Below are 23,265 nucleotides of genomic sequence, written 5' to 3' on the forward strand. Positions count from 1 at the left end.
CTATGCACGCTGTTTGAGTCGGGTTACTGTGAGGTAGGAAAATAAAATCGAGATCGAAATAAAGTAAATCACATCCCGGGAATCGATGATACCTCTGCCAATTCGTTCATAATGTGCTTTCATTCCTATATTTTCAATAAAAAGAGATAAGCCTCCATCGGAGATCAAGCCGGCGATCGACTCGAATCCGAGATATGCAAACAAGCATAAGACAATGGCGAGGAGAAACGCAACGATCTGATTTTCAGACAAGGTTGAGGTAAACAAACCAATGCTTGTATAAGCCAAGAGCAACAAGAGCATGCCAAAGTAAGATCCCATAATCAGACCCAGGTCGTAATTTCCCGCTTCTGTGCCCAGGGAAGAAATACTCCAAACGTATATTAAGGTGGGTATCAGGGCCATCACGGCCAGGATAAAAATACCAAGAAACTTTCCGGCTACTAAGTTCCCGGGACTCAGGGGTTTCATCAAAAGCAACTCTAGCGTCCCTAACTTTTTTTCTTCCGAAAAGCTCTTCATACTCAAGGCGGGAATCAGGATGAGAAAAATATAGGGTGAGAGCATAAAGAAGGCCGACAGATCGGCAAAACCATAGTCAAATACATTATAAGGGCCTTTAAATACCCACAGGAACAGGCCATTGAGGAGCAGGAATAAACCCAGTGCCAAAGGTCCGGTAGCCGTGGTAAAAAAGGACATAATTTCTCTTTTGAAGATAGCAAGCATACGAATCAGTTTAAGCTGTGGATTTTCTGAACACTCCAGGCCGTCGGTTTGTCAGCAAATAACTCCCTTGTCTTACCCCAAACTTCTTTAAAGAAGTCGGAGTTCCTGTAAGCCTCCAGATACTCTTCACCTTCCCACTGGCTATAGGTAAAGAAGATTGATGGCTCGTGTGTATCCTGATAAAGCTCAAGCAGGGAACAGCCTTCAAAACTCCTTATTTTATCTTTAGTCTTGTCAAAAATGCGCTCAAAACTACTAATATTTTCCTTTTTGAATTCGAGCTTTACAATTCGTACGATCATCTATTTAAAATTTATGGTTACCGTATCCCGGTAGTCAAGTCCAAGCAGGGAAGAGGCACTGCCAACGGTATTAGGATCACTTTTATAAATGGCCAGTTCAATATAATCTGCAGAATTAAATAGGGCTAACAGGTCACCGGGTCCTTTGCGCTGATTTTTATCGAGTTCAAAGTCGATAATATCACTGTAATTATTCTCTATCCTGCTGATCTTTTTATTTCTTGCCAGTAGCTCAAAATCCCGACCTTTCCTGTAAGCTTCAAAAAGGCTTTTTTGAATATTGGTTACCACATTCCCGTAATTATCAATGTAGATCACACCGCCTGCAATAGTATTCCCGTTGTTCGTGATTCTTGGGGAAAAGTCCTTTAGTTGCCTGAGGTCATCGAATTTTTTTCCCACAACCTCCAAAGTGCCTCCCCTGGCAATATGGCAGGCTACTTTTACAAAAACCTCGAGCACGGGAAAAGCTCCCGGTTGAGGGTTAGGAATCTTTAATTCTACTACCTTGTCTGGTTTGATCTCGGCGGTGATAAGGCTACTGACCCCATTATTTGCAAGGATAAAGTAGTGCCCGTCAACATAGACAGCGAGATGTTGATTTTCGGCAGTGCATTCTGCATCAACTCCCACTATATGAATGGTGCCTTTAGGGAAGGCCTTATATGAATTTTTCAGGATATAAGCACATTCCTGTATGTTGAATGGGCTAATGGCATGCGAAATATCAACAATTTTTGCGTCTTCCAGCTCGGTGTATATCGTTCCTTTTATGGCACCTACAAAATGGTCTTTATATCCAAAATCGGTAGTTAGGGTAATGATCGCCATGAAGCAATGTTGATATTTTTTTGGGTCTTCAAACCGTTTTATTCTTAAGTTTGTACGTCAAAATTAATCAAAAAAACAGCGTTGCGAAATTTATATTCACCCCATTACAAATAAGAACAAACTTCCTTGAACGAACTCACGCTAGAACTCACAGATATTAGTCCAAGAGAATTTTTTGGACAACAGAACGAACATATTGACCTGCTTAAGAAATATTTTCCCAAACTAAAGATCGTAGCCCGAGGGAGCAAGATCAAGGTTTACGGGGATGATCAGTTACTCGATGAATTTGATAAGCGATTTCATATGTTGACGGCTCATTTTGCTAAGTACAACAAGTTGGATGAGAATGTGATCGAGAGGGTGCTCACCAGCAACGGAAAGGATGAACTATCGGCTCCGGCTGACAGTAATGATATCCTGGTCCATGGAGTAAGTGGCAGGTATATCAAGGCTCAGACCGTAAATCAGCGCCGTCTGGTAGATGCAATGTCCAAAAATGACATGGTCTTTGCAATTGGTCCTGCAGGAACCGGTAAGACCTATACGGGTGTGGCCCTGGCGGTTCGCGCTCTGAAGAACAAGGAGGTAAAAAGGATTATCCTCACTCGCCCGGCAGTGGAAGCAGGGGAGAACCTGGGCTTTTTACCCGGTGACCTTAAGGAAAAGCTCGATCCTTACATGCAACCTCTATACGACGCTTTGCGCGATATGATCCCTTCAGAAAAACTGGCCCATTACATAGAAAACGGAACCATCCAGATCGCGCCAATGGCGTTTATGAGGGGGAGAACGCTAGACCATGCTTTTGTCATTCTCGATGAAGCTCAGAACACTACTCATGCCCAGATGAAGATGTTTCTGACCAGGATGGGGAAAAATGCCAAGTTCCTGCTAACTGGTGATCCGGGACAAATCGATCTTCCGCGAAGGGTGATTTCAGGATTAAAGGAAGCCTTGTTAATCCTTAAAAATGTCCAGGGTATCCAGATGATCTACCTCGATGACAAAGACGTGATCCGTCATAAACTGGTAAAAAAGGTCATCGATGCGTATAAGAATATTGAACATCAGAATTGAGAATACCTATGAGTAACAATACCATCGTCAGTACCAACTTTAGCTTTCCGGGACAAAAAAATGTTTACAAAGGCAAAGTAAGGGAGGTATATACCCTGGGAAACGATACTCTGGTGATGATTGCTACAGACAGACTCTCAGCTTTTGATGTGGTCATGCCCAAAGGTATTCCTTACAAAGGGCAAATCCTTAACCAGATCGCGACGAAAATGATGGCGGCCACAGCCGATATTGTACCCAACTGGCTTCTTGCCACCCCAGACCCTAATGTAGCGGTAGGTTATGCCTGTGATCCTTTTAAGGTAGAGATGGTGATCCGCGGATATTTATCGGGCCATGCCGCCAGGGAGTACAAGAGTGGAAAACGATTGATATGTGGTGTTCCCATGCCTGAAGGGATGAAGGAGAATGACCGTTTCCCCGAGCCCATTATCACCCCTGCCACAAAAGCGGAAAAGGGAAATCACGACGAGGACATTTCCAGGGAAGATATACTAAGGCGTGGTTTTGTCTCTGAAGCAGACTATGAGATCCTTGAAAAATACACCAGGGCATTATTTCAACGAGGTAGCGAAATAGCCGCTAAAAGGGGATTGATCCTGGTTGACACCAAATACGAGTTCGGAAAGCGTAAAGATGGAACAATTGTCCTAATTGACGAGATCCATACGCCCGACTCTTCGCGTTATTTTTATGCCGATGGCTATCAGCAACGGCAGGATAACAATGAATCCCAAAAGCAATTATCAAAAGAATTTGTCAGGCAGTGGCTTATACAGCATGGGTTCCAGGGACTGGAAGGGCAGGAAGTGCCTGAAATGACTGATGAATACATCACTTCAGTTTCGGAGCGCTATATAGAATTGTATGAAAATATCACAGGAGAAGAATTTGAGGCAGCAGATATTTCAGATATCTCAAAGCGGATTGAAGAAAATGTACTTAATTACCTCAGTGAAAAGTCTTAATGCCGATTTAGGCAGGGGGCTTTTAGTCAGTATTTGTTCTTAGGATAACCCACTACTTTAGAAAATAAAAAAAAGACCACGTTATCGTGGTCTTTTCAGTAGCGAGAGGGAGACTTGAACTCCCGACCTCAGGGTTATGAATCCTGCGCTCTAACCGCCTGAGCTACCTCGCCATCGGTTTTGTAAGCGGCTGCAAATATAAAGTTTAATTTTGGCTACATCAAAATTAGGGTCTCAAAAAATAATTATGGGAGAATATTTTTTTATCATATAGAAATATATATATTGTCCGCAAGAAAATACCCCCAAATGTCTGATAAAACAAAGTTTGAGTTAGAATTCGTAATACAGTCTTCACCACAATTGCTTTTTCAGTATCTCTCTACTCCCTCAGGGCTTTCAGAATGGTTTGCTGATAATGTCAATTCCAGAGGGGAACGCTTTAGTTTTATCTGGGATGGTTCTGAAGAAGAGGCAAAACTCCTGAAAAAGAAAAGTGATGAGTTTATTCGCTTTGCCTGGGAGCACGTGGAGGACGACGCCTATTTTGAGATGAGGATCATAGTAGATGAGATCACTAGTGATGTTTCCCTATTTATTACTGATTTCGCCGAGGAGGATGAGATCGATGAAGCAAAAATGTTATGGGAAAATCAAATAGCCGACCTTAAACAGGTATTAGGATCTAAATAATAATTCATAAGAGAAGCACTATCTTTGGCCTTGAAATTTTCAAGGCTTTTTTTATGATCAATTATGAAGGTGATTTGCTGGAGGATGATTCTTTATATCTCAATGTTCAAAACAGAGGATTTTCCCATGCAGATGCGCTGACAGAAACAATACGCATACTTCCCGGAAAGATCTGTTTTTGGGAAGAACACTATCTCAGGCTGATGGCTTCCATGCGGATTCTCCGGATGGAAATTCCCATGAATTTCACCATGGAGTTCCTTGAGGAGGAAATATTTAAGACCATTGAAGCATCTCAGCTTTCAGACAAAGCCATATTGGGTGAGTTATACGTTTTCGTATCCGCGTCAGCAGATCAGGTGCAGGCGAAGAGACAGGTGAGCTATATTATCAGTTTAAAGGAACACACCACGCCTTTTTATCTGCATCCGGATACAGAATATAAATTGGACCTCTACAAGGATTTTTATGTACAGGCAGGAATGCTTTCGGGTTTGTCTTCTGTAAATAAAATATTGAATACGATCGGGCGAGTTTACGCTTCAGAAAATGGCTATGAAGATTGCATTTTGCTCAATGATGAAAAAAACGTAGTGCAAACCCTGAAAGGAAATCTATTCCTGATAAATGGGAAGGCAATTAAAACTCCGCCCTTATCAGATGGATGTAAAAATGGAGTGATCAGAAAGAAAATCATCGAACTTGTTCGCAAAACTCCTGAATATGAGCTAAATGAGGCTTCCATCTCTCCTTTTGAATTGCAAAAGGCCGATGAACTGTTTGTTTCCAATATTGCGGAAGGAATTCAATCTATTACCCATTATAGAAAAGCGACGTATAAGACGGAGGTCGCAAAAAATATTTTGGGGAAGCTCAATGCTGTTGCCCGACTTAGTTAAGGCTGGGGTTTTCAGGGGCGTTTGACCAAAGGAGATAATCTCCGCCCAATTCCATCATTTTTTCTTTCCAGAAGGAATTTGCCGACTTCTCAATGATCTGACTCTCGTAGTGATTCTTTACTACAATCCATGATTTTGAAACCAGTTCCTGGTCGAGTTGCAGCGAAGACCATCCTGAATAACCCAGGAAAAATCGAATATCCTTAGGGGTAATAATCCCTTTGTTGATCAGGCTTATAGTAGTTTCAAAATCACCACCCCAGAATATCCCGTCGGAAATCTCTACACTGTCGTTGATCAGATGGGGGACTTTGTGTATAAAATACAGGTTGTCCTGCTCGACAGGCCCACCATTAAAAACGGGAAAGGGGACCATGATTTCACTGATCAGTTCGCTAATATCGTAATCCAGGGGTTTGTTGAGGATAAAACCGACAGAGCCTTCTTCATTGTGTTCGGCGATCAGTACTACAGATCTGTTGAAGGAAACATCCCCTGTCAATGAAGGCTCGGCAATTAAAAGCTTTCCTTTCTTAGGTTTTAAACTTGTCATTTTAGGAAGTTCCTTTTTTCTAAAATAGAATAAAACTGTCTAACTACAAAAAATGGTAGAATAAAAAAAGCACCTCGGTTATGAGGTGCTTTAAATATATTGTACAGAACAAAAATTAGTTAACAGCGCTGCTCAAATCAGAACCAGCCTTGAATTTAACTACATTTTTTGCCTTAATTTGGATTGTTTTTCCAGTAGAAGGGTTTCTTCCTTCTCTAGCACTTCTTCTAGATACTGACCATGATCCGAATCCAACCAAAGAAACTCTGTTACCTTTTTTAAGAGATTTTTCAACATTTCCTAAAAAGGATTCCAAAGATTTTTTAGCGGCTGCTTTTGTGATGCCAGCGTCAGCTGCCATAGCATCGATTAATTCTGTTTTGTTCATAATTTAAATAAATTAATTGTTGTTAAACATTTTAAAGCTCCAACAAATTTATACGGATTTGCCGTTAACGCAAGTAAAATCAAGGGAAATCGAGGTTTTTGTTAATAACTTCAAGGGTTTGTTGATAAAGTGGTAATTTTTTAGCGGATTCTTTCAGCCCAATAATAACGGGACTTCAGACAACATGTGCATTATCTTCTAATTTTAGTCCGTTTAAGACTTCTCGGGCACTCATTTTTCGCTTCCCAGGTAATTGTATCTCTTCCATATCTATAAAACCATCACTGACTGCTATTCTTATCCTTGATTTTTCGTTCAGGACCTTCCCGGGCTGATATGTATGATTTTCCTTAATGTAATTGGCAGAATACACCTTTATGTATAATTCTTCCTCCCCATTGACTAGAATAGTCCAGGCAGCAGGGTAGGGGCTCAGGCCACGAATATGATCGTATATTACTTTAAAAGACTGGTTCCACTGGATCCGTGAATTTTCCCTGGTTAGTTTAGGGGCAGCATGAGGTGTCTTGAGATCTTTCTGATTATAGGTTTCTACATTATTTTCTGCAATCAATCTTACGGTTGATACGACGAGATCGGCCCCTATGTGCATCAACCGATCATGGAGGGAACCCGCGTTGTCAGTTTCTTTAATCTCGCATTCCGCTTGCTGGATGATGGCTCCTGTATCAATTTTTTCGTCTATAAAAAATGTCGTCACCCCCGTTTTTGTCTCGCCGTTTATGATGGCCCAATTAATCGGTGCCGCCCCACGATAATCGGGTAGTAGGGAAGCATGCAGGTTTAAAGTGCCGTATTCGGGCATGGCCCATACAGCTTTTGGCAACATCCTGAAAGCTACAACAACCTGTAAATTGGCCTTCAAGGATCGAAGTTCATCAAGGAAATCCGAAGCCTTCAAATTGGTGGGCTGTATTAGTTTTAGCCCTTGCTCAACCGCATATTTCTTAACTGCCGATTGCCTGAGGCTGCGTCCTCTGCCTGCAGGCCTGTCTGGAGAAGTGATCACACCTACCACTGTGTAGTTGTTTTCTATCAGGGCCGCTAATGAAGTCACTGCAAAATCAGGGGTTCCCATAAATACAATTAGCAATTTCCTCATTTCGTCAATATATATTCATTCTTATTGGTTAAAACAATCTTTCCCTCTTCCATAAGGTAGCGCAATTCTTTTAAAACTAATTCCTTATCCCGGCCAAGGGTATTAATCAGATTTTGTGGCGACAAAGCCCTTTTTTGAATTAAATCCAGAATATCCCTGTCGAGTTCTTTAATTTCCTGATCTGTCACAGATGTATGACTAAGACAAACATCGCAGGCGCCGCAATCCCGGAAGTTTTCCTCTCCGAAATAGGACAACAGCTGAACCGACCTGCATACGGTGTCATTTTTTACATAGGCAAGCACTGCCCGGACATTCTCTATTTTAACCCTGTTGAGCTCCTTAATCTTATGCGCAAATGAATTAATGGTCCGTTCATCTTCTCTGGGGACGAGGAAGGTGATGCGCATATCCTGTTGTTCGTTCTGAAATAATAGAATACCATCCTTCTCTGCTTTTTTGAGAACGGATAATACCTCTTCTTCTCTTACAGCGGATTTTTTGGCAATCAGGGTTGTATTAATTTTGGTTTCAAATTCAAATACACCACCATATGTTCTAAGGAGGGTTTGAATTACCTTAACGCTTTTTGGATTAATATCCAGATAAGTAAAAATAGCAGCTTTGGTTGCCGTAAACTGAACAGAGGTCTTTTGAGAAAAATGCTGTGATAGGGCTATAACTGAATTCTGGTCGAGTAGCCGAAGTCCGTTATAGGCCAGGGAGGGATTTAAGCCATAGGTCTCACAGAAATGATTAAAATTAAACGGAAAATCACGGGCCTCCTCAGTTCCATAAGCAATTTGGAAGTAATTGTTCAGTTTATTGTACAATAGCTTGATAAAGGCAACATCAGGGAGCACTGCAACAAATTGTTTTACAAGACGATTTTCATCTTCCGGATTTACTAAAAGGACTGCCTCTGCAGGATTTCCGTCTCGCCCGGCTCTGCCGGCCTCCTGAAAGTAACTTTCAATGCTTTCGGGTAATTCAAAATGGATCACTTTCCTTACATCCGCCTTGTCTATGCCCATCCCGAAGGCACTGGTGGCAACCATCACTTTTATTTTATCCTGCTTCCATGCCCTTAATTTATCGTCTTTTTCATTGCGTGTCATTCCCCCGTGAAAAGGACTGGCACTGACGCCATGTTCTGAAAGTAGTCGGGTAAGCTCTTGGGTTTTACGCCTACTCCGAACATAGACAATTGCCGATGGTGAATCCTTTTTACACAGTTGTACGAGTTGCTGGTTCTTGTTTTCCTGTTTTTCTACCCTGTAGATCAGATTGGGTCGTGAAAACGAATCTTTAACCACAAAAGGAGCGGGCATTTTCAGGTAATCTGTAATATCTGCAGCCACTTTTGAGGTGGCAGTAGCCGTTAGAGCAATACAAGGTACCTGTGGGTGCATTTCTCGAAGAATAGAACACTGAATGTATGCCGGCCTGAAGTCAATACCCCATTGCGAGATACAATGGGCCTCGTCTATTGCAAACAGGCCCGGATCCATCTGCCCGATCCTTTCCTGCACCAGAGGTTGTTGCAATCGCTCAGGTGACAGATAAAGGAATTGATACCCCCCATACAGGCAATTATCCAATAAGGTTATTGTTTCTTCAAAGGAAATACCTCCAGTAAGTGCAATTGCCTTAATTCCTTTATCCCGTAAACTGCTTACCTGGTCCCGGATTAAGGCTACAAGGGGTGAGACTACAATACAAATGCCCTCCAGCATCAGGCCAGGGATCTGATAACAGACAGATTTACCGCCTCCTGTGGGAAGCAAAGCCAGGACATCTTCCCCATTAAGCACTGAGGAGATAATTTTTTCCTGAGATCCCCTGAAAGAATCATGACCCCAGTAGTTTAAGAGGATTTCAGAAGGTGAATTTTTCACGAGGCAGGAATCACATTATTAATAATAAAATTAGCTCTTTCCTCTATACTTCCAATAGGGACTTCCAGGGAAGTGTATTGAAATTCTGAATACATATTTAATAACTCTTCATGTATTTCCATCGCCTGATCAAAAGTCTCAAGGCGCTCATCATCTCTGGTATAAATTGCCTCCCAGGGGGGTAATACCACCAGTTGATCATACCTGTGATCTTTGCAATACCTTATAAATTCTTCAGGGTAGGACTGATTGAAATATCTCATATAGGCCAGTACATCTGGGAGGCCTCTGTCATAAAACACCACTTTATGCTCTAATTCTTCCCCTGCCTTGAAGTGGGATAGCCTTGCTTCCAGAATATGTTGGTTAAAGAGGAAGGGGTCATCTACAAATGTCAGGGGATTAGAATGCAAAGCTTCAGCATCAGTTGACTGCTTTGCCTTTGTCGTAAAATTTCTTATCACTTCGTGGAAGCAGTAATAACCCTGTTGTTCCAGCAGGCTTATTACTGACGTCTTTCCGGTACCCGGCCCTCCTGTTATTACAATTCGTTTTGGCATGATCTCCCCATCTTCCCAACAAAAGTAAACAATACTCTTATGGCGGTAAAATATGATGATTCCCTTTATATTTGCAAAAAGAAATTGCATGAATAACGATAGCTCCGATGAATTTTACAAGCGGTTAAAGGATGAACTTCTCCGTACAAGTACCTGGCCTTCGGATTATTTGTATAAGTTTATTGTCCCTACCGACGATGATAAGATTAAAGCTATTGAACGTATTTTCGACAATACCGGTGCGGTTATCGAATCCAGAAAATCGAGTAAGGGAAAGTATACGAGCCTGTCGGTTACTGTAAATCTCGCTGATCCTGATGCAGTGATTAAATATTACAGGGAAGTAGCCAAGGTAGAGGGTGTTATCTCCCTTTAAGATAGGTAATCTGCCATAATTTTAGTAATTTGCCATCGATTTAGAATTACTTCCAAGCTTGTTCACCAATTAAAATACAGCACTTTGAATTCCGTAGAAACTTTAGAATATAATACAGAACGTCCATACCTGATAATTCCGGAATACGGGCGTCATTTTCAGAAAATGGTTGATTATGCCATGTCTATAAAAGACAGGGAAGAAAGAAATAAGGTAGCCCAATCGATTATTTCCGTGATGGGAAACCTTCAACCACACCTCAGGGATGTACCTGATTTTCAGCATAAGTTGTGGGATCAGCTGTTCATCATGTCCGATTTTAAACTCGACGTGGACTCTCCATTCCCGATTACGAGTCAGGAATTGCTACAGGCCCGCCCAGAACCTCTCGAATATCCCCAGAACCATCCTAAGTACCGATTTTACGGAAATAATATAAAAAGGATGATCGATGTTGCTATTCAGTGGGAGAAGGGAGACAAGCGCGCTGGCCTTGAATACGCAATTGCCAACCATATGAAAAAGTGCTACCTGAACTGGAATAAGGATACAGTTGATGACAAAGTCATTTTTAAGCATTTATACGAGTTAAGCGACGGACAAATCGATCTTGCATCAGACGGGGCGAATCTCACCGAAAGCGTGCAATTCCTAAAACAGAGAGTTACAAAAAGCAGCAGGTCCAGCGGATCCAATAAAAAAGGACAACGCGGTAACAGAGGTAAGAAGCGCTACTAATTTCTGCTTAATTCATGGGGACATTTAAAATAGAAGGCGGACACAAACTACACGGTAGTATTACGCCACAGGGGGCTAAAAATGAAGCACTTCAGATCTTATGCGCCGTACTACTCACACCTGAAGAAGTTACAATCAACAATATACCGGACATAGTTGATGTCAATAAACTTATTGCACTCCTGGAAGACCTGGGAGTAAAAATTCAGAAGAAAGGAAAAGGATCTTATTCTTTTAAGGCCGATGATGTTAACCTGGATTACCTGCTTTCAGACCAGTTTAAGCAGGACGGCAGGGGCCTTAGGGGCTCTATAATGCTGGTTGGACCATTACTCGCCAGATTTGGCCAGGGATATATCCCAAAACCCGGAGGAGATAAAATAGGGCGAAGACGCCTCGACACCCATTTTGAAGGCTTTATCAAACTTGGGGCTAAATTCAGATACAATAAAGAAGAACACTTTTATGGCGTTGAAGCCAAAAAACTGAGGGGGACCTACATGCTCCTCGACGAAGCTTCTGTAACAGGTACTGCCAATATCGTAATGGCCTCAGCACTTGCCGAAGGAAAAACTACAATTTACAACGCAGCCTGTGAACCCTATCTTCAGCAACTTTGCAAGATGTTGAACAGGATGGGCGCAAAGATCAGCGGAATAGGTTCCAATTTGCTTGTTATCGAAGGCGTAGATGCTCTGAAAGGTACCAGTCATACCATGTTGCCCGATATGATTGAAATCGGTAGTTGGATCGGCCTTGCTGCGATGACGAAGAGTGAACTCACCATTAAAGGCGTTAGCTGGGAAAATCTGGGCCAGATCCCTACAGCCTTTAGTAAACTGGGTATTACCATTGAGAAAAAAGGAGATGATATTTTTATCCCTGCCCATACGAACGGATATAAGATCCATAATTATATTGACGGTTCCATCTTAACTGTAGCCGATGCTCCCTGGCCCGGTTTAACTCCTGATTTACTCAGTATTATCCTTGTAGTTGCCACTCAGGCCAAAGGAGAAGTACTCATCCACCAGAAAATGTTTGAAAGTCGTTTGTTCTTTGTCGACAAACTCATAGATATGGGTGCAAAGATTATTTTATGTGACCCGCATCGGGCTACGGTGATCGGTCACGACTTTAAATCGACCCTTAAAGCCACAACTATGGTTTCTCCTGATATAAGGGCTGGCGTTTCCCTACTTATAGCTGCCCTTTCGGCCAAGGGAACCTCCACTATTCACAATATTGAACAAATTGACAGGGGATATGAGGATATAGATACCCGACTTAGGGCTATCGGGGCCCATATTACCAGAGTTTGATGAGTACTTCTTACAATAATCTTCCACTTGTTCTTAACACGGTAGGGAATCAGAAGCGATTTGAACTACAACTTCCCGAAGGTGTGGCCTATGTTGAATATATGCAAAACAAGCAGGGGGTTATCTATCTAACTCATACAGAAGTTCCCGTACATCTTGAAGGAAAGGGAGTGGGGAGTGCATTGCTGAAAAAAGTATTTGCACATATCCGAAATCTCGGTGTGAAGCTGGCACCTTTATGCCCCTTCGTGGCTTCTTACCTCAAGAGGCATCCGGATGAAGTAAAGAGTATGCTGGCTCCGGGATTTTTTATAGGAGATTAAACGGATACTGTAAAGTAATTCCATAAAAACAAGGCCGTCCAAATTGCGGTTCTCAGCCAATTCAGATTCGCTAATTCGACCAAAGTATTACGGGAAAACTCAGTTGCCGAAATGGCTTTATGCCTGGGAACAAAAATGGTAAAGGTGAGCAACCAGACCAACAGTACCAGGACAAAGCCGGATACACTGTACATCGTTTTTTCCTGCTGCAAAAGAGAGCCGTAAAGCATGAGTTGACCCAACATCATGGGAATTACCAGCAGGGATATCCTAGGGGTATATTTTTTGTGCCATTGAATAAGTGCTTCTTCCGAATAATAAATAAAACCCGGATACACTATGAGCTGTACCATCCAGATAAGGACCATCAACCCAAAATCCAAGAAAAGACGAATCGTTTCCAATTAAACTATTTTTCAACCAGGGTTCCATCAGGATATTTGGCAAACCTGCCTTTTTCCCTGTCATGCACCTGGTCTGGATGTGGCCAGGGCCAGCCACCAAATTGGGTAAGCCTGTACTCCTGCATCGCCTGCTGAATCTCCTGGTCGGTATTCATTACAAAAGGGCCGTATTTGGCAACAGGCTCATCAATGGGTCTGCCCTGTAATAGTAAAAAATGAGCTGCTTCCAAACCATTATTGGTTACTTCTACCTCTTTGGAATTTAAGCCGATACCATTTTCTGGTTTTATTCGGGTGCTGTCTATAACACAGGAATCACCTTCATAAAAATACAGGGTGCGATTTACATTATCAGGGATTTCAGGAAATGTAAAACTTGCACCGGGTTCGAGGTGCAGATTCCATATAGCTACATGATTTTCTTCCCTGGCCGCCCATGAATCGGGAGCTGGTAAGGGTGCATTCTTTCCCTGGTGTGAACCGGTAATAAGGCGGACTGATACTCCTTCCATGGTCACTTCCGGAATTTCTTCGTGCCATAGCATTTTAAAATGGGGATCCACCATCTTGTTTTCTTTTGGAAGATTCAGCCAAATCTGAAAAAGTTCCAGAGGGTTGTCTCTATCTTCCCGGAGTAAGGGAAACATCTCGGAATGTTGTACTCCTCTGCCTGCGGTCATCCATTGAACATCGCCCTGGCCAAAACGACCTGCGGCTCCGAGGGAATCGGAATGATCGCAAAATCCTTTATTTACAATGGTAATGGTCTCAAAACCCCGATGGGGGTGATATGGAAAACCAGGCACCGTATGTCCGTGGTACATTCGCCACCCCTGAGCATTGAGGGTAAAATCATTCCCAAGATTTCGCCCTTCAAGGGATGCGGCCGGACCCATATGTTCGTTTCCTTTTGGATAATGATCGAGGTGATACACGCAAAATAAAAAGGGATCTTCAGTTTCCCAGGGAAACCCCAGGGGTTTAATAAAACGGATAGAGTTGGCCATAGACTTTAATTTACTTTCAAAAATAATGATTACCCTAGAGGCTATGTCTTATAGATATGTTAATGGAAATGTCATGCACAAGAGCTTAGCTATTGGCATTATTGATCTCTACCCAGTTACCTTCCGGGTCGAGGAGATAAATTTGACGAACCCCATCCCCCCGTACGGAAACAGCACCTTTGGTACCTTCCCAATCCCAATAGGAAACATTAGTGTCTTTCAGGTATGCAATGAATTCGTCGAGATTGGAGATAGAGAGACACAGATGTTCACTTTTAGATCTGTTTTTTTCCACTTTATCTTTTTTTATGAGGTGTAACTGTGCAGTCCCGTCAATACTAAACCATCTGAAGCCTGCGGCGTTGGATGGGTGGGGGATGTCTTGTAAGCCCAGAATATTGGCGTAAAAATTGCCGGTTTCTTCAAGGTCTGTTACAACCATGGAATAATGATCTATTCGGTACGAAAACGACTGAGAATGACCTACCAGGGGTATACAGAGCAAGGCCAGCATAATAATATATTTCATTTTTTATTCGGTTTTTTTGTTATTTCTGTGTTCCTGTCTCTTCATAGGAAACAAAGGCAAACCTATTACTATCAGGTGCCCAGGAAGGCACATTGATAGTGCCCTGACCTCCTGTAAAGCTGCAGAGGGTAGATATCTCTCTACTCTGTATATCGTATAGTCGGAGAGCTACCTTTTTCAATGCGGGGTGGGCCTGACCCTGATCTTCGAGATAGGAGAGGAAGACGAGATATTTTTCATCTGGGGAAGGGTGGGGGAACCAATTAGAATAGGCATCTTCAGTAAGCTGTTCTTTCCCGGTCCCATCCGGTTTCATCCTCCAGAGTTCCATGCTTCCGGAGCGAAAGGAATTGTAATAGATAAAATTGCCATCCGGACTGTACTCTGGCCCGTCATCGAGTCCCGGATCATTGGTTAGTCTGGTTTCTTTCCCGCCATCAGTTCCTATGCTGTAGATATCATAATCGCCTTCTCTGTGCGCCGTGTAGACCATTGATTTTCCGTCCGGAGACCAGCCGTGCCAATAGGAAGGGAATTCTGTTGTAACCAGTTGGGGTGTGCCTCCTTCAATAGGGAGGGTGTAAATCCGGGAGGTCCCGTATTTGGCACCTTCAATTAAATCGTTATTGCTGATGGCAATGATCATACCATCCGGAGAAATGCCGTGGTCGTTGTTACATTGTTTTGCGTTTCCTGTATCAATGACTTCCCTTCGCTTTCCGTCGAGATAAATCCGGTAAAGCATGCCCTCCTGGTTGATAATGAAAAACGTTCCGTCCCTGCTCCAGTTAGGAGCTTCGAAATGGGCATTTTCCTCCAGGATGAGTTCTCGTTTCCCTGTGGTCAGATCATACGTCTCAAGTCTGGAAATCACTGAATGGGTTTGTGTATGTCCTAGAAAGGATAGTGATAATAGCAGATAAAATAGCTGTACTTTATTCATTACATCTTATTCATGGCTATCACAATACCCCGTTCGGTGTCTTAACTATCTTCAAAATCTATACCCTTGTGACTTCCATCACAGAAAGGTTTGTTATCTGAAGCTCCACAGCGACAAAATGCGGTAGTCCTTTTCTTAGTTTCTTTCGATCCATCTACCATGGTGATTTCCAATTCCCCGTGCACCATCAAAGGTCCGTTGGGCGTTACTTCAACTTTCTGACTCATATTATGTTTTTTATTTTCAGGTTTATGTTTTTCATTTTTAATGCGATATGACAATGCCCCTGACGGACATCGGTCGATTTGCGACTGCAAAGCCTCTACCGAGGCGTTTTGTGGGTTGATCCAAGGTTTATCATCGGGTTTGTATACCTCGGGTAAGGTTTTGACACATACGGCTGCATGAATGCACTTCTGGGGTTTCCAGATTACTGTAATCCCTTCATTCTGATATTCCTTGACGATTTCTTTACTGGCCATCTTTTATTTTTTCTGTATCAAATTATCTATTTTCTTTTGTATCTCCTCTGCTTCCGCGTATTTGGCATCTCCGGCACTTCGATTTACTTTAGACAGATCAAAGGCTTCTTTCATAACAGTTTTATACTGCGCCTGCAATTTTTCAACAGGGCTTTTCTTTTTAAATAATCCGAACATAGCTTTATTTTTTATTTATTTCCAATTGGAGGCGGTCCTTCCGGAACCATAGGTTCGTACACCTCTTCTCCTTTACGTTCTTTGTACTCCGACTTTATTTTTTCCACCAATTTTGGGCTTTCAAAAAGATCGGCCATTGTCATCCCTAGGGCCTTGGCGGCATGGACCATTCCTTTATGCCCTATACTCATTCCTCCACATGCAACAACGGCCCATGAATGCCAGGGCGTATCCTTCGGCGCTACGGTTACACTGAGATTAATATTGGGAACATTCCAGCTAACATCACCCACATCCGTGGAGCCTCCTCCCGGGTTTTCCTTGGTTACCTCCAGGGGTGATATATCACTATCCATGCCCAGCTGTGGTTTTCCGGTTTCCTGCTGTATGCGCCTTCCGAATTCCGTTTCTTCGTCCGTATAGGTGATAGGACCCAGTAATTCGAGGTTTTTTTGCATCACTGCGCCTCCGGCCCGATTTACCAATACTTCGTAGATCCCGGAAATGAGCGAGATCTTGTAGTCTACGTTGGCCATGATAGCAGCCCCTTCGGCCATCGCCTTTACTCTTTCATAAACGGGCATCATTCCGCTTCTTTTTGTATCGCGAACACGCACCCAGAGTCGGGAATAATCGGGAACTACGTTGACCACCTGGCCGCCATCCTGAATATGGTAATGTATCCTTACTGTTGGTTTGATGTGTTCTCGGTAGTAATTTATTCCTGTAGTGTAGAGTTCAAGTGCATCTGAAGCACTTCGTCCATTCCAGGGATCCGCAGAAGCATGTGCGGCCTGTCCGAAAAATTCGACCTTAAAATCGATCAGGGCCAGTGTACTTTGAACATCAGCTTCAGTCTTAGCACTGGGGTGCCAGCTTAGGTTGACATCAACATCGTCCCACAACCCTTCTTTCACCATCCATATTTTGCCAAAAAATTTCTCTTCAGCCGGTGTACCAAAAAACTTTACCGTACCCTTGAGTTTCCCTGTTTCAATTAATTCCTTTACCGCTATAGCTGCTCCCAGGCTCGCTGTCCCAAAGAGGTTATGGCCACACCCGTGTCCGGCGGCACCTTCTTCCAGTGGGGACTTGGTTGGCTGGGCCTTCTGGGAGATACCCGGCAGGGCATCAAATTCTCCAAGTACGCTTATTACCGGCCTTCCCGAACCGTAAGTGGCAACAAAGGCAGTAGGCATTCCTGCAACACCTCTTTCCACAGAAAAACCATTCGCCTGGGCGTAATCTGCAAGGATCATTGAAGAATCGTCCTCTTCAAAGGCAGTTTCGGCCTGGGCCCATATCGAATCACTAATTTGAATAAGCCGGCTCTCGTGCTTTTCAATGCTGTTAATAATGGCTTTTTTACTTGTGTTTATTTTTTGACCTTGCATGGAGAGTAGGAGGAAAAAAAAGCAAAGTGTAAAACAGTATTTCATGGTTATCTGGACTTATGGTTATTATTATTTTTTATGAATCAGAGACATAGCGGATTATGAAGCTTTACTATACATTGCCTCGGTCTTTAAATATAGTAAAAAGGACAGAACCATATAAGAGGAAATTCCTTTGATCAATATTCTCAGGAAAGGGCTGATTTATAGGTCTCCAGACAACGTTCCCTGGCTTCCTTATGATCGACCATCTTAGGGACATACTCATCTGTATCGACCTCAGGAACCCATTGCTTTATGTATTTCTGATCTTTATCAAATTTATCGATTTGGGTCATGGGATTAAAAATCCTGAAGTAAGGTGCGGCGTCTACACCGCTACCTGCTGCCCATTGCCAGTTACCCACATTGCTGCTGAGTTCATAATCGAGCAGTTTTTCCGCAAAATAGGCTTCCCCCCACCGCCAGTCGATCAGCAGATGTTTACAGAGAAAGCTCGCTACCAGCATTCGCACCCTGTTGTGCATATACCCTGTGGCGTTTAATTGTCGCATTCCTGCGTCCACCAGGGCGTAACCTGTCTGGCCATTTTTCCATTTTTTAAACTCCTCTTCCTTATTTCGCCAGGGGATGCGGTCATATTTTTTCTTAAAGGCTTCATTAGTTGTTCTTGGAAAATGCCAGAGAATCTGCATAAAAAACTCGCGCCAGATAAGCTCATTCAGGAAGGTCTCGTTAGGTTCAGCTTTGGCCTTTCTCACCATTTCCCTAATAGAGACTGTTCCGAATCTCAGGTGTGGTCCTAGGTGTGAAGTACCGTCTTTGGCTGGGAAATTTCTGGTTTTTTCATAGTCCTGAATCAGAGAAGAGGTTACATCGTATTCAGGCACTTTGATATCAGACTCCTTAAATCCCATATCCTGAAGAGAGAGAAAGGGTAATTCTTTATTTTGGTAGAAGTTTTGTCCCTGGAGATCTTCTTTGTCATCCTGAAGAGGTTTTACTTCTTTAAAGTGTTCCTTCCATGTCTTCATAAACGGCGTGTACACTACATAGGGATCACCGTCATCTTTGACTACTTCATCCTTTTCAAAAATTACCTGATCCTTAAAAGTGTGAAATTCAATATCGACAGACGTTAGATAATCCTTTATTTTTCCATCGCGTTCTTTAGCATAAGGTTCGTAATCCCGATTGCAGTAGACCCCATTGAGATCAAAGTCCTTATTCAGTTTTTTAAAGACATCTAAGGGCTCATCGTAATAAAATGCGAGGGAAGATTTAAAGTCGCTTTGCAAGCGTTCCCTGAGGCTGTTTAATCTGTCGTGAATAAAATTTAGGCGAGCGTCGTCTTTCGGTAATTCCCCGAGTATTTGAGGATCAAAGATAAAAATCGGAAGTACAGGAACGTCGCCCTTTAGGGCTTGAATTAAACCTGTGTTATCTTCCAATCTCAGATCTCTTCTAAACCAAAATACCGCTACTTTTTCCATTTATGAAATATTTAAAGATGACATTCCACCATCCACACCCAATATCTGACCGGTCATCCATCCGCTGTCTTCTTTAAGGAGGAAGGCTGCCATTTTAGCAATGTCCTCAGCCGTTCCAACCCGTTTAAGTGGGTGTCGTTCCGCCATCATCTCTTTTTTTCTGTCGTTGCTGAGTAACCTTGAGGCCAAAGGAGTGTCAACAAGCGAAGGAGCGATGACATTCACCCTTACCTTGGGGGTATTCTCGGCAGCGAGGGCTTTTGCAAAGCCTTCAATAGCCCCCTTGGCAGCAGCAACACTGGTATGAAATGGCATTCCCATCCCCACAGCAACAGTACTAAAGAAAACCATGGAGGAACCTTCTGCCATTTTTGACATCACTTGTTTAACCACCTTCACAAGACTGAAAAAATTAATCTCCATATCTTCTCTGAAAGTATCCAGTCCCATCATTTTGAGTGGTTTGAGATTTATACTCCCCGGACAATATACAAAACCGTCGAGGGTTTCAGGTAATTTGTTCAGATCGAGTTCATCCTTGGTCACGTCGAAAGTTATATGGGTAACATTGAGGGATGACAAATCATCTGCTGTTCTCGATGCGACAAAGACCGAGTGAGTATCCTGCAGAAGTTTAACAAGTTCAAGTCCAATTCCGTGTGATCCTCCAATCAGGAGTATATTTTTTGAATTCATAGTTATATATTTTCTATTTTAAATTGTTTCTCAATACCTGGCAAACTGCCAAATCTGGATGTTAGTTGTTCCTCGCGATACTTAAAAATAGAGATAAGTTGCTTCTTTACGATAAGGGGTTGAGTCATCTTTCCAAGGATTCCAAGGGGAAGCTTATAATCAATAATGTCTTCCATTTCTATACCGCCCTCCACTTCATTGATAAAATGTTTGTGATGCCAGAGGGAGTAGGGGCCAAATCGCTGTTCGTCAACAAAATAGGAACCTTCTTTTACATGCGTGATTTCGGTAACCCAGCGGGTAGAAAATCCCGGGAAGGGACGTACCCTGTATTGGATAATTTGTCCCGGAAACATAGGCCTGTCTGCGCCTGACAGTATTTCAAACCCCATTTTTGCGGGAGTAATTTTGCTGAGGTTGGCCGGATTCGAAAGGAAGTCCCATGCAGTTTTCCTGCTAATGGGGAAGGCCTGTTTGGCCGATAGTCTGTACATGTCTGTTTATCAATTTGTTCAAAGTTAAGGTCATTTTTGTTTAATAAAAAGAAATAATTGTTAAACAAATAGTAAAATTAGGACCTTGAAATCACTTTTTCGAGAAATTTTTAAAACATAATTGAGGTCCTTATAGAAAGGCTTTTTTAAGATTTTATATCTTATTTATGCGTAAATTTGAGAGAACCAAAACCTAGTGAAAAAATGAAGAAAATAATTTATTTCGCCTTAGCATTTGCGGTATGTACCCCTATGCTGGCACAAATCCAATCACCTCAACCTAGTCCGGCGGCCAAGATCGAGCAGCAGGTAGGTCTAACCGAAGTAACTGTAGAGTATTCAAGACCCTCGATGAGAGGAAGAACTATTATGGGCAACCTGGTGCCTTTTGGCAAAATGTGGAGAACAGGAGCCAATCAAAATACCATGATTAGTTTCAGTACAGATGCCACTATTGCCGGCAGCACATTAAAGGCTGGTAAATATGCCGTCTTTACCAAACCCGGAGAGTCTTCCTGGGATGTTTATTTTTACACCGACACCAATAATTGGGGAACTCCTCAGGAATGGGATGAAAGTAAAGTTGCTGCCAAGTATACGGCGGAAGTCATGACCATGGAGATGCCTGTAGAAACCTTTACGATCACCATTGACGACCTTCATAACAACGGAGCTACCTTAGGAATGCTATGGGAAAACACCTATGTTGGAGTGCCATTTACTGTACCTTCCAAGGAGATGACCATGAAAAGTATTGAATCTGTGATGGCCGGACCATCTGGTAACGATTATTTTGCTGCAGCTTCCTATTATTATCAGGAAGGAGAGGACCTTGAACAAGCCAAAAAGTGGGTAGACAAGGCCGTATCCATGAACGATAACGCCTTTTGGATGATGCGCTTACAGTCGTTGATCTATGCAAAAATGGGCGACAAGAAAGGCGCTATTGAAGCTGCAAAAAAATCTCTTGCCGTTGCCAAAGCTGCCAAGAATGCCGACTACGTAAAATTGAACGAAGATTCCTTAAAAGAATGGGGAGCCATGTAAAGGAATTAAATAAAGTCTAATTGAAAAACCCTTGCACTGCAGGGGTTTTTTTATGTCTCTAAAGGAGGGTTTCGCAAAATCCTGTCAAAGCCTTCCAGGGCCATGGCGAGGAGGATTACGAGGGTGCAACCAAAGGCATTGAGCCACAGGTATGACATCCAATCTCCACGTAAGCCCACAATAACAACGATCTGAGTGATAATAGCTGCCACAAACACGGCATTTCCTTTTACAAATTTAAAGAAGAAGGCAAGGAGGAAGATCCCGAGAATGTTTCCATAAAAAACAGAACCTATAATATTTACCAACTGAATAAGGTTGTCAAACAAGTCGGCCACTCCGGCAATACAAATTGCAATTATACCCCACATCAGGGTGAAGCCTTTGGATACCTTTACGTAGTGTTTCTGAGTAAACTCTTGCTTCCTGTTGCGTTTATAAAGATCAATGGCAGTAATCGTTCCCAGGGCATTTAATTCTGAAGCGGTAGAAGACATGGCTGCAGACAGGATGACAGCCAGTAATAGTCCTATAAGGCCTTTAGGAAGGTTATTGAGTATAAAGTGAATAAAAACATAGTCCTTATCATTGGTCTGTACCAGGTTATCGGCCTGTTCTATGAGAAGTTTAGCCCTTTCCCGGTTTACTCTTTCTTTCTGATTGACCTCCAGAATTTGTTGTTTAGCCTCTACCGTTGCTGCGTATTCCTTTAATTTAAGGGCTGCATAGAATTTATCCTGGGCCATCAATTTTTCTGTTTCAATCTCCTTGTGTCGATCCTCTAATTCCTGATAGTCCTCGGCAAATTCTGAGTTCTCTACCGCAATTCGGGCAGCAGGATTAAAATTAATTGGAGAGGGGTTGTATTGATAAAAAACAAAAACCATTACCCCCACAAGCAGAATAAAAAACTGCATGGGAATCTTGAAAATGCCGTTGAAAATTAAACCGAGCTGACTCTCCCTGACCGACTTTCCTGAAAGATACCGTTGCACCTGACTCTGGTCGGTACCGAAATAGGCCAGGGCAAGGAAAAAACCACCGGTAATACCGCTCCAGAAGGTGTATCTGCTTGAGGTGTTCAGATCAAAATCGAGGATATTTAATTTCTCGCTAGCCCCGGCAATTTTCAGCGCATTACTGAATGTCAATTCAGGGGGTAGTGCTCCCAGTATAAAAAAGAATGCAATGAACATACCCGTCATGATAATGATCATCTGCTGCTTCTGAGTTACACTAACCGCTTTGGTACCTCCTGATACTGTGTAAATAATGACCAGAATACCAATGATGATATTTAAGGTAAGGAGGTCCCATCCAAGAACCGCTGAAAGGATGATTGATGGGGCATATATGGTAATTCCTGCTGCCAGGCCACGTTGAATAAGGAATAAAATAGCAGCCAGGGAACGCGTTTTAAGGTCGAATCGCCTTTCGAGGAATTCGTAGGCAGTATATACTTTGAGTTTATGGTAGAGAGGCACAAAGACTACACATATCACTATCATGGCGAGGGGCAGGCCAAAATAAAACTGAACAAAGCCCATCCCGTCATGGAATGCCTGACCGGGGGTTGAAAGAAAAGTAATCGCACTAGCCTGGGTAGCCATTACGGATAAACCTATCGTCCACCACCTTGCCTGATTTCCGCCAAGCACATAGTCGCTTACGTTTTTACTGCCTTTAGTTTTCCATACCCCGTAGATTACAATAAATAACAAGGTTCCGGAGAGTACAAACCAGTCTAAATTCCCCATAAATCAGGCGTTAGAAATCATAATGAAATAAAAGGTAAGGATATAAAGGGCATTGAGGA

Annotated in this window: 28 protein-coding genes and 1 tRNA gene; 9 read left to right on the forward strand and 20 right to left on the reverse strand. The window is 42.6% G+C overall.

All coding sequences use genetic code 11. The features are described from left to right. The 3 genes from gldF to AB8P51_RS04815 are packed head-to-tail and all read right to left on the reverse strand — an operon-like array spanning nucleotide 1 to nucleotide 1,862. Nucleotides 1–729 carry a gliding motility-associated ABC transporter permease subunit GldF gene (gldF, locus tag AB8P51_RS04805; RefSeq protein ID WP_369747618.1) on the reverse strand — a complete coding sequence of 243 codons (729 nt, stop codon included), beginning with the start codon at nucleotides 727–729 and terminating at the stop codon, nucleotides 1–3. Between the two features lie 5 nt (nucleotides 730–734). Then, nucleotides 735–1,031, reverse strand: coding sequence for a putative quinol monooxygenase (locus tag AB8P51_RS04810; protein ID WP_369747619.1), 297 nt, complete (start codon nucleotides 1,029–1,031; stop codon nucleotides 735–737). After that, entirely contained in the window at nucleotides 1,032–1,862 is an 831-nt protein-coding gene (locus AB8P51_RS04815) for an S-adenosyl-l-methionine hydroxide adenosyltransferase family protein (protein ID WP_369747620.1), read from the reverse strand. Nucleotides 1,863–1,988: 126 nt separating this feature from the next. Between AB8P51_RS04815 and AB8P51_RS04820 the strand changes: the two genes are divergently transcribed. Continuing rightward, complete coding sequence (locus tag AB8P51_RS04820; protein WP_369747621.1) at nucleotides 1,989–2,942, forward strand: PhoH family protein; 954 nt, start codon at nucleotides 1,989–1,991, stop codon at nucleotides 2,940–2,942. 8 nt (nucleotides 2,943–2,950) lie between these two features. Beyond that, nucleotides 2,951–3,910, forward strand: a complete 960-nt coding sequence (locus tag AB8P51_RS04825; RefSeq protein WP_369747622.1) for a phosphoribosylaminoimidazolesuccinocarboxamide synthase — start codon at nucleotides 2,951–2,953, stop codon at nucleotides 3,908–3,910. A gap of 99 nt (nucleotides 3,911–4,009) precedes the next feature. On the opposite strand, the gene AB8P51_RS04830 is transcribed toward AB8P51_RS04825, so the two are convergent. Continuing rightward, nucleotides 4,010–4,083: transfer RNA gene (locus AB8P51_RS04830), tRNA-Met, on the reverse strand. 136 nt (nucleotides 4,084–4,219) lie between these two features. Here AB8P51_RS04830 and AB8P51_RS04835 point away from each other — a divergent pair. Then, complete coding sequence (locus AB8P51_RS04835) at nucleotides 4,220–4,603, forward strand: START-like domain-containing protein (protein ID WP_369747623.1); 384 nt, start codon at nucleotides 4,220–4,222, stop codon at nucleotides 4,601–4,603. A 53-nt stretch (nucleotides 4,604–4,656) separates the two neighbouring features. Next, a complete protein-coding gene (locus AB8P51_RS04840; RefSeq protein WP_369747624.1) occupies nucleotides 4,657–5,502 on the forward strand; it encodes an aminotransferase class IV in 846 nt (281 codons plus the stop codon). On the opposite strand, the gene AB8P51_RS04845 is transcribed toward AB8P51_RS04840, so the two are convergent. The 5 genes from AB8P51_RS04845 to AB8P51_RS04865 form a co-directional block, all read right to left on the reverse strand. After that, a complete protein-coding gene (locus tag AB8P51_RS04845; protein WP_369747625.1) occupies nucleotides 5,495–6,055 on the reverse strand; it encodes a YqgE/AlgH family protein in 561 nt (186 codons plus the stop codon). The two genes, AB8P51_RS04840 and AB8P51_RS04845, sit on opposite strands and share 8 nt — an antisense overlap. Before the next feature lie 115 nt (nucleotides 6,056–6,170). Then, nucleotides 6,171–6,443 carry an HU family DNA-binding protein gene (locus AB8P51_RS04850; protein ID WP_369747626.1) on the reverse strand — a complete coding sequence of 91 codons (273 nt, stop codon included), beginning with the start codon at nucleotides 6,441–6,443 and terminating at the stop codon, nucleotides 6,171–6,173. Between the two features lie 175 nt (nucleotides 6,444–6,618). Next, nucleotides 6,619–7,566, reverse strand: a complete 948-nt coding sequence (gene fmt / locus AB8P51_RS04855) for a methionyl-tRNA formyltransferase (RefSeq protein WP_369747627.1) — start codon at nucleotides 7,564–7,566, stop codon at nucleotides 6,619–6,621. Continuing rightward, nucleotides 7,563–9,464, reverse strand: a complete 1,902-nt coding sequence (locus AB8P51_RS04860) for an ATP-dependent DNA helicase RecQ (RefSeq protein ID WP_369747628.1) — start codon at nucleotides 9,462–9,464, stop codon at nucleotides 7,563–7,565. Before AB8P51_RS04860 ends, fmt begins: the two co-directional genes overlap by 4 nt. Beyond that, complete coding sequence (locus tag AB8P51_RS04865; RefSeq protein ID WP_369747629.1) at nucleotides 9,461–10,024, reverse strand: AAA family ATPase; 564 nt, start codon at nucleotides 10,022–10,024, stop codon at nucleotides 9,461–9,463. Before AB8P51_RS04865 ends, AB8P51_RS04860 begins: the two co-directional genes overlap by 4 nt. 88 nt (nucleotides 10,025–10,112) lie before the next feature. Between AB8P51_RS04865 and AB8P51_RS04870 the strand changes: the two genes are divergently transcribed. From AB8P51_RS04870 to AB8P51_RS04885, 4 genes are all read left to right on the forward strand, one after another. Then, nucleotides 10,113–10,400 carry a DUF493 family protein gene (locus AB8P51_RS04870; protein WP_369747630.1) on the forward strand — a complete coding sequence of 96 codons (288 nt, stop codon included), beginning with the start codon at nucleotides 10,113–10,115 and terminating at the stop codon, nucleotides 10,398–10,400. Nucleotides 10,401–10,484: 84 nt separating this feature from the next. Beyond that, entirely contained in the window at nucleotides 10,485–11,138 is a 654-nt protein-coding gene (locus tag AB8P51_RS04875) for a DUF4290 domain-containing protein (protein ID WP_369747631.1), read from the forward strand. 14 nt (nucleotides 11,139–11,152) lie between these two features. Then, on the forward strand, nucleotides 11,153–12,460 hold the full coding sequence (gene murA / locus AB8P51_RS04880) for a UDP-N-acetylglucosamine 1-carboxyvinyltransferase (protein ID WP_369747632.1): 1,308 nt from the start codon (nucleotides 11,153–11,155) through the stop codon (nucleotides 12,458–12,460). Then, nucleotides 12,460–12,783 carry a GNAT family N-acetyltransferase gene (locus tag AB8P51_RS04885; protein WP_369747633.1) on the forward strand — a complete coding sequence of 108 codons (324 nt, stop codon included), beginning with the start codon at nucleotides 12,460–12,462 and terminating at the stop codon, nucleotides 12,781–12,783. Before murA ends, AB8P51_RS04885 begins: the two co-directional genes overlap by 1 nt. Here the strand turns inward: AB8P51_RS04885 and AB8P51_RS04890 are convergent. The 10 genes from AB8P51_RS04890 to AB8P51_RS04935 all read right to left on the reverse strand — a co-directional run bounded on the left by AB8P51_RS04890 (nucleotide 12,780) and on the right by AB8P51_RS04935 (nucleotide 20,402). Beyond that, nucleotides 12,780–13,187 (reverse strand): hypothetical protein, encoded by a 408-nt coding sequence (locus AB8P51_RS04890; RefSeq protein WP_369747634.1) that lies wholly within the window; start codon nucleotides 13,185–13,187, stop codon nucleotides 12,780–12,782. The two genes, AB8P51_RS04885 and AB8P51_RS04890, sit on opposite strands and share 4 nt — an antisense overlap. Nucleotides 13,188–13,192: 5 nt before the next feature. Further along, nucleotides 13,193–14,194 carry a pirin family protein gene (locus AB8P51_RS04895; RefSeq protein WP_369747635.1) on the reverse strand — a complete coding sequence of 334 codons (1,002 nt, stop codon included), beginning with the start codon at nucleotides 14,192–14,194 and terminating at the stop codon, nucleotides 13,193–13,195. A gap of 85 nt (nucleotides 14,195–14,279) precedes the next feature. Then, the gene (locus tag AB8P51_RS04900) at nucleotides 14,280–14,723 is read right to left on the reverse strand and encodes a VOC family protein (protein ID WP_369747636.1); all 444 of its coding nucleotides are present in this window, start codon (nucleotides 14,721–14,723) and stop codon (nucleotides 14,280–14,282) included. A 19-nt stretch (nucleotides 14,724–14,742) separates the two neighbouring features. Further along, nucleotides 14,743–15,666, reverse strand: a complete 924-nt coding sequence (locus AB8P51_RS04905; protein ID WP_369747637.1) for a TolB family protein — start codon at nucleotides 15,664–15,666, stop codon at nucleotides 14,743–14,745. Nucleotides 15,667–15,707: 41 nt separating this feature from the next. Next, nucleotides 15,708–16,148, reverse strand: a complete 441-nt coding sequence (locus tag AB8P51_RS04910) for a (4Fe-4S)-binding protein (RefSeq protein WP_369747638.1) — start codon at nucleotides 16,146–16,148, stop codon at nucleotides 15,708–15,710. 3 nt (nucleotides 16,149–16,151) lie between these two features. Beyond that, nucleotides 16,152–16,325 carry a Lacal_2735 family protein gene (locus AB8P51_RS04915; protein ID WP_369747639.1) on the reverse strand — a complete coding sequence of 58 codons (174 nt, stop codon included), beginning with the start codon at nucleotides 16,323–16,325 and terminating at the stop codon, nucleotides 16,152–16,154. 11 nt (nucleotides 16,326–16,336) lie between these two features. After that, on the reverse strand, nucleotides 16,337–17,764 hold the full coding sequence (locus tag AB8P51_RS04920; protein WP_369747640.1) for an amidohydrolase: 1,428 nt from the start codon (nucleotides 17,762–17,764) through the stop codon (nucleotides 16,337–16,339). Between the two features lie 143 nt (nucleotides 17,765–17,907). After that, nucleotides 17,908–19,212, reverse strand: coding sequence for a deoxyribodipyrimidine photo-lyase (locus AB8P51_RS04925; protein ID WP_369747641.1), 1,305 nt, complete (start codon nucleotides 19,210–19,212; stop codon nucleotides 17,908–17,910). After that, nucleotides 19,213–19,908 (reverse strand): SDR family NAD(P)-dependent oxidoreductase, encoded by a 696-nt coding sequence (locus tag AB8P51_RS04930; RefSeq protein WP_369747642.1) that lies wholly within the window; start codon nucleotides 19,906–19,908, stop codon nucleotides 19,213–19,215. Nucleotides 19,909–19,910: 2 nt separating this feature from the next. Further along, a complete protein-coding gene (locus AB8P51_RS04935) occupies nucleotides 19,911–20,402 on the reverse strand; it encodes a cell division inhibitor (RefSeq protein WP_369747643.1) in 492 nt (163 codons plus the stop codon). A gap of 204 nt (nucleotides 20,403–20,606) precedes the next feature. Between AB8P51_RS04935 and AB8P51_RS04940 the strand changes: the two genes are divergently transcribed. Continuing rightward, nucleotides 20,607–21,449 carry a DUF2911 domain-containing protein gene (locus AB8P51_RS04940; protein WP_369747644.1) on the forward strand — a complete coding sequence of 281 codons (843 nt, stop codon included), beginning with the start codon at nucleotides 20,607–20,609 and terminating at the stop codon, nucleotides 21,447–21,449. A gap of 50 nt (nucleotides 21,450–21,499) precedes the next feature. Here the strand turns inward: AB8P51_RS04940 and AB8P51_RS04945 are convergent, their stop codons facing one another. Next, a complete protein-coding gene (locus AB8P51_RS04945) occupies nucleotides 21,500–23,206 on the reverse strand; it encodes a sodium:solute symporter (protein WP_369747645.1) in 1,707 nt (568 codons plus the stop codon). Between the last annotated feature and the right edge of the window lie 59 nt (nucleotides 23,207–23,265).

Origin of the sequence: Muriicola sp. SD30, assembly GCF_041205185.1 — a bacterium.
Classification (GTDB): Bacteria; Bacteroidota; Bacteroidia; order Flavobacteriales; family Flavobacteriaceae; genus Muriicola.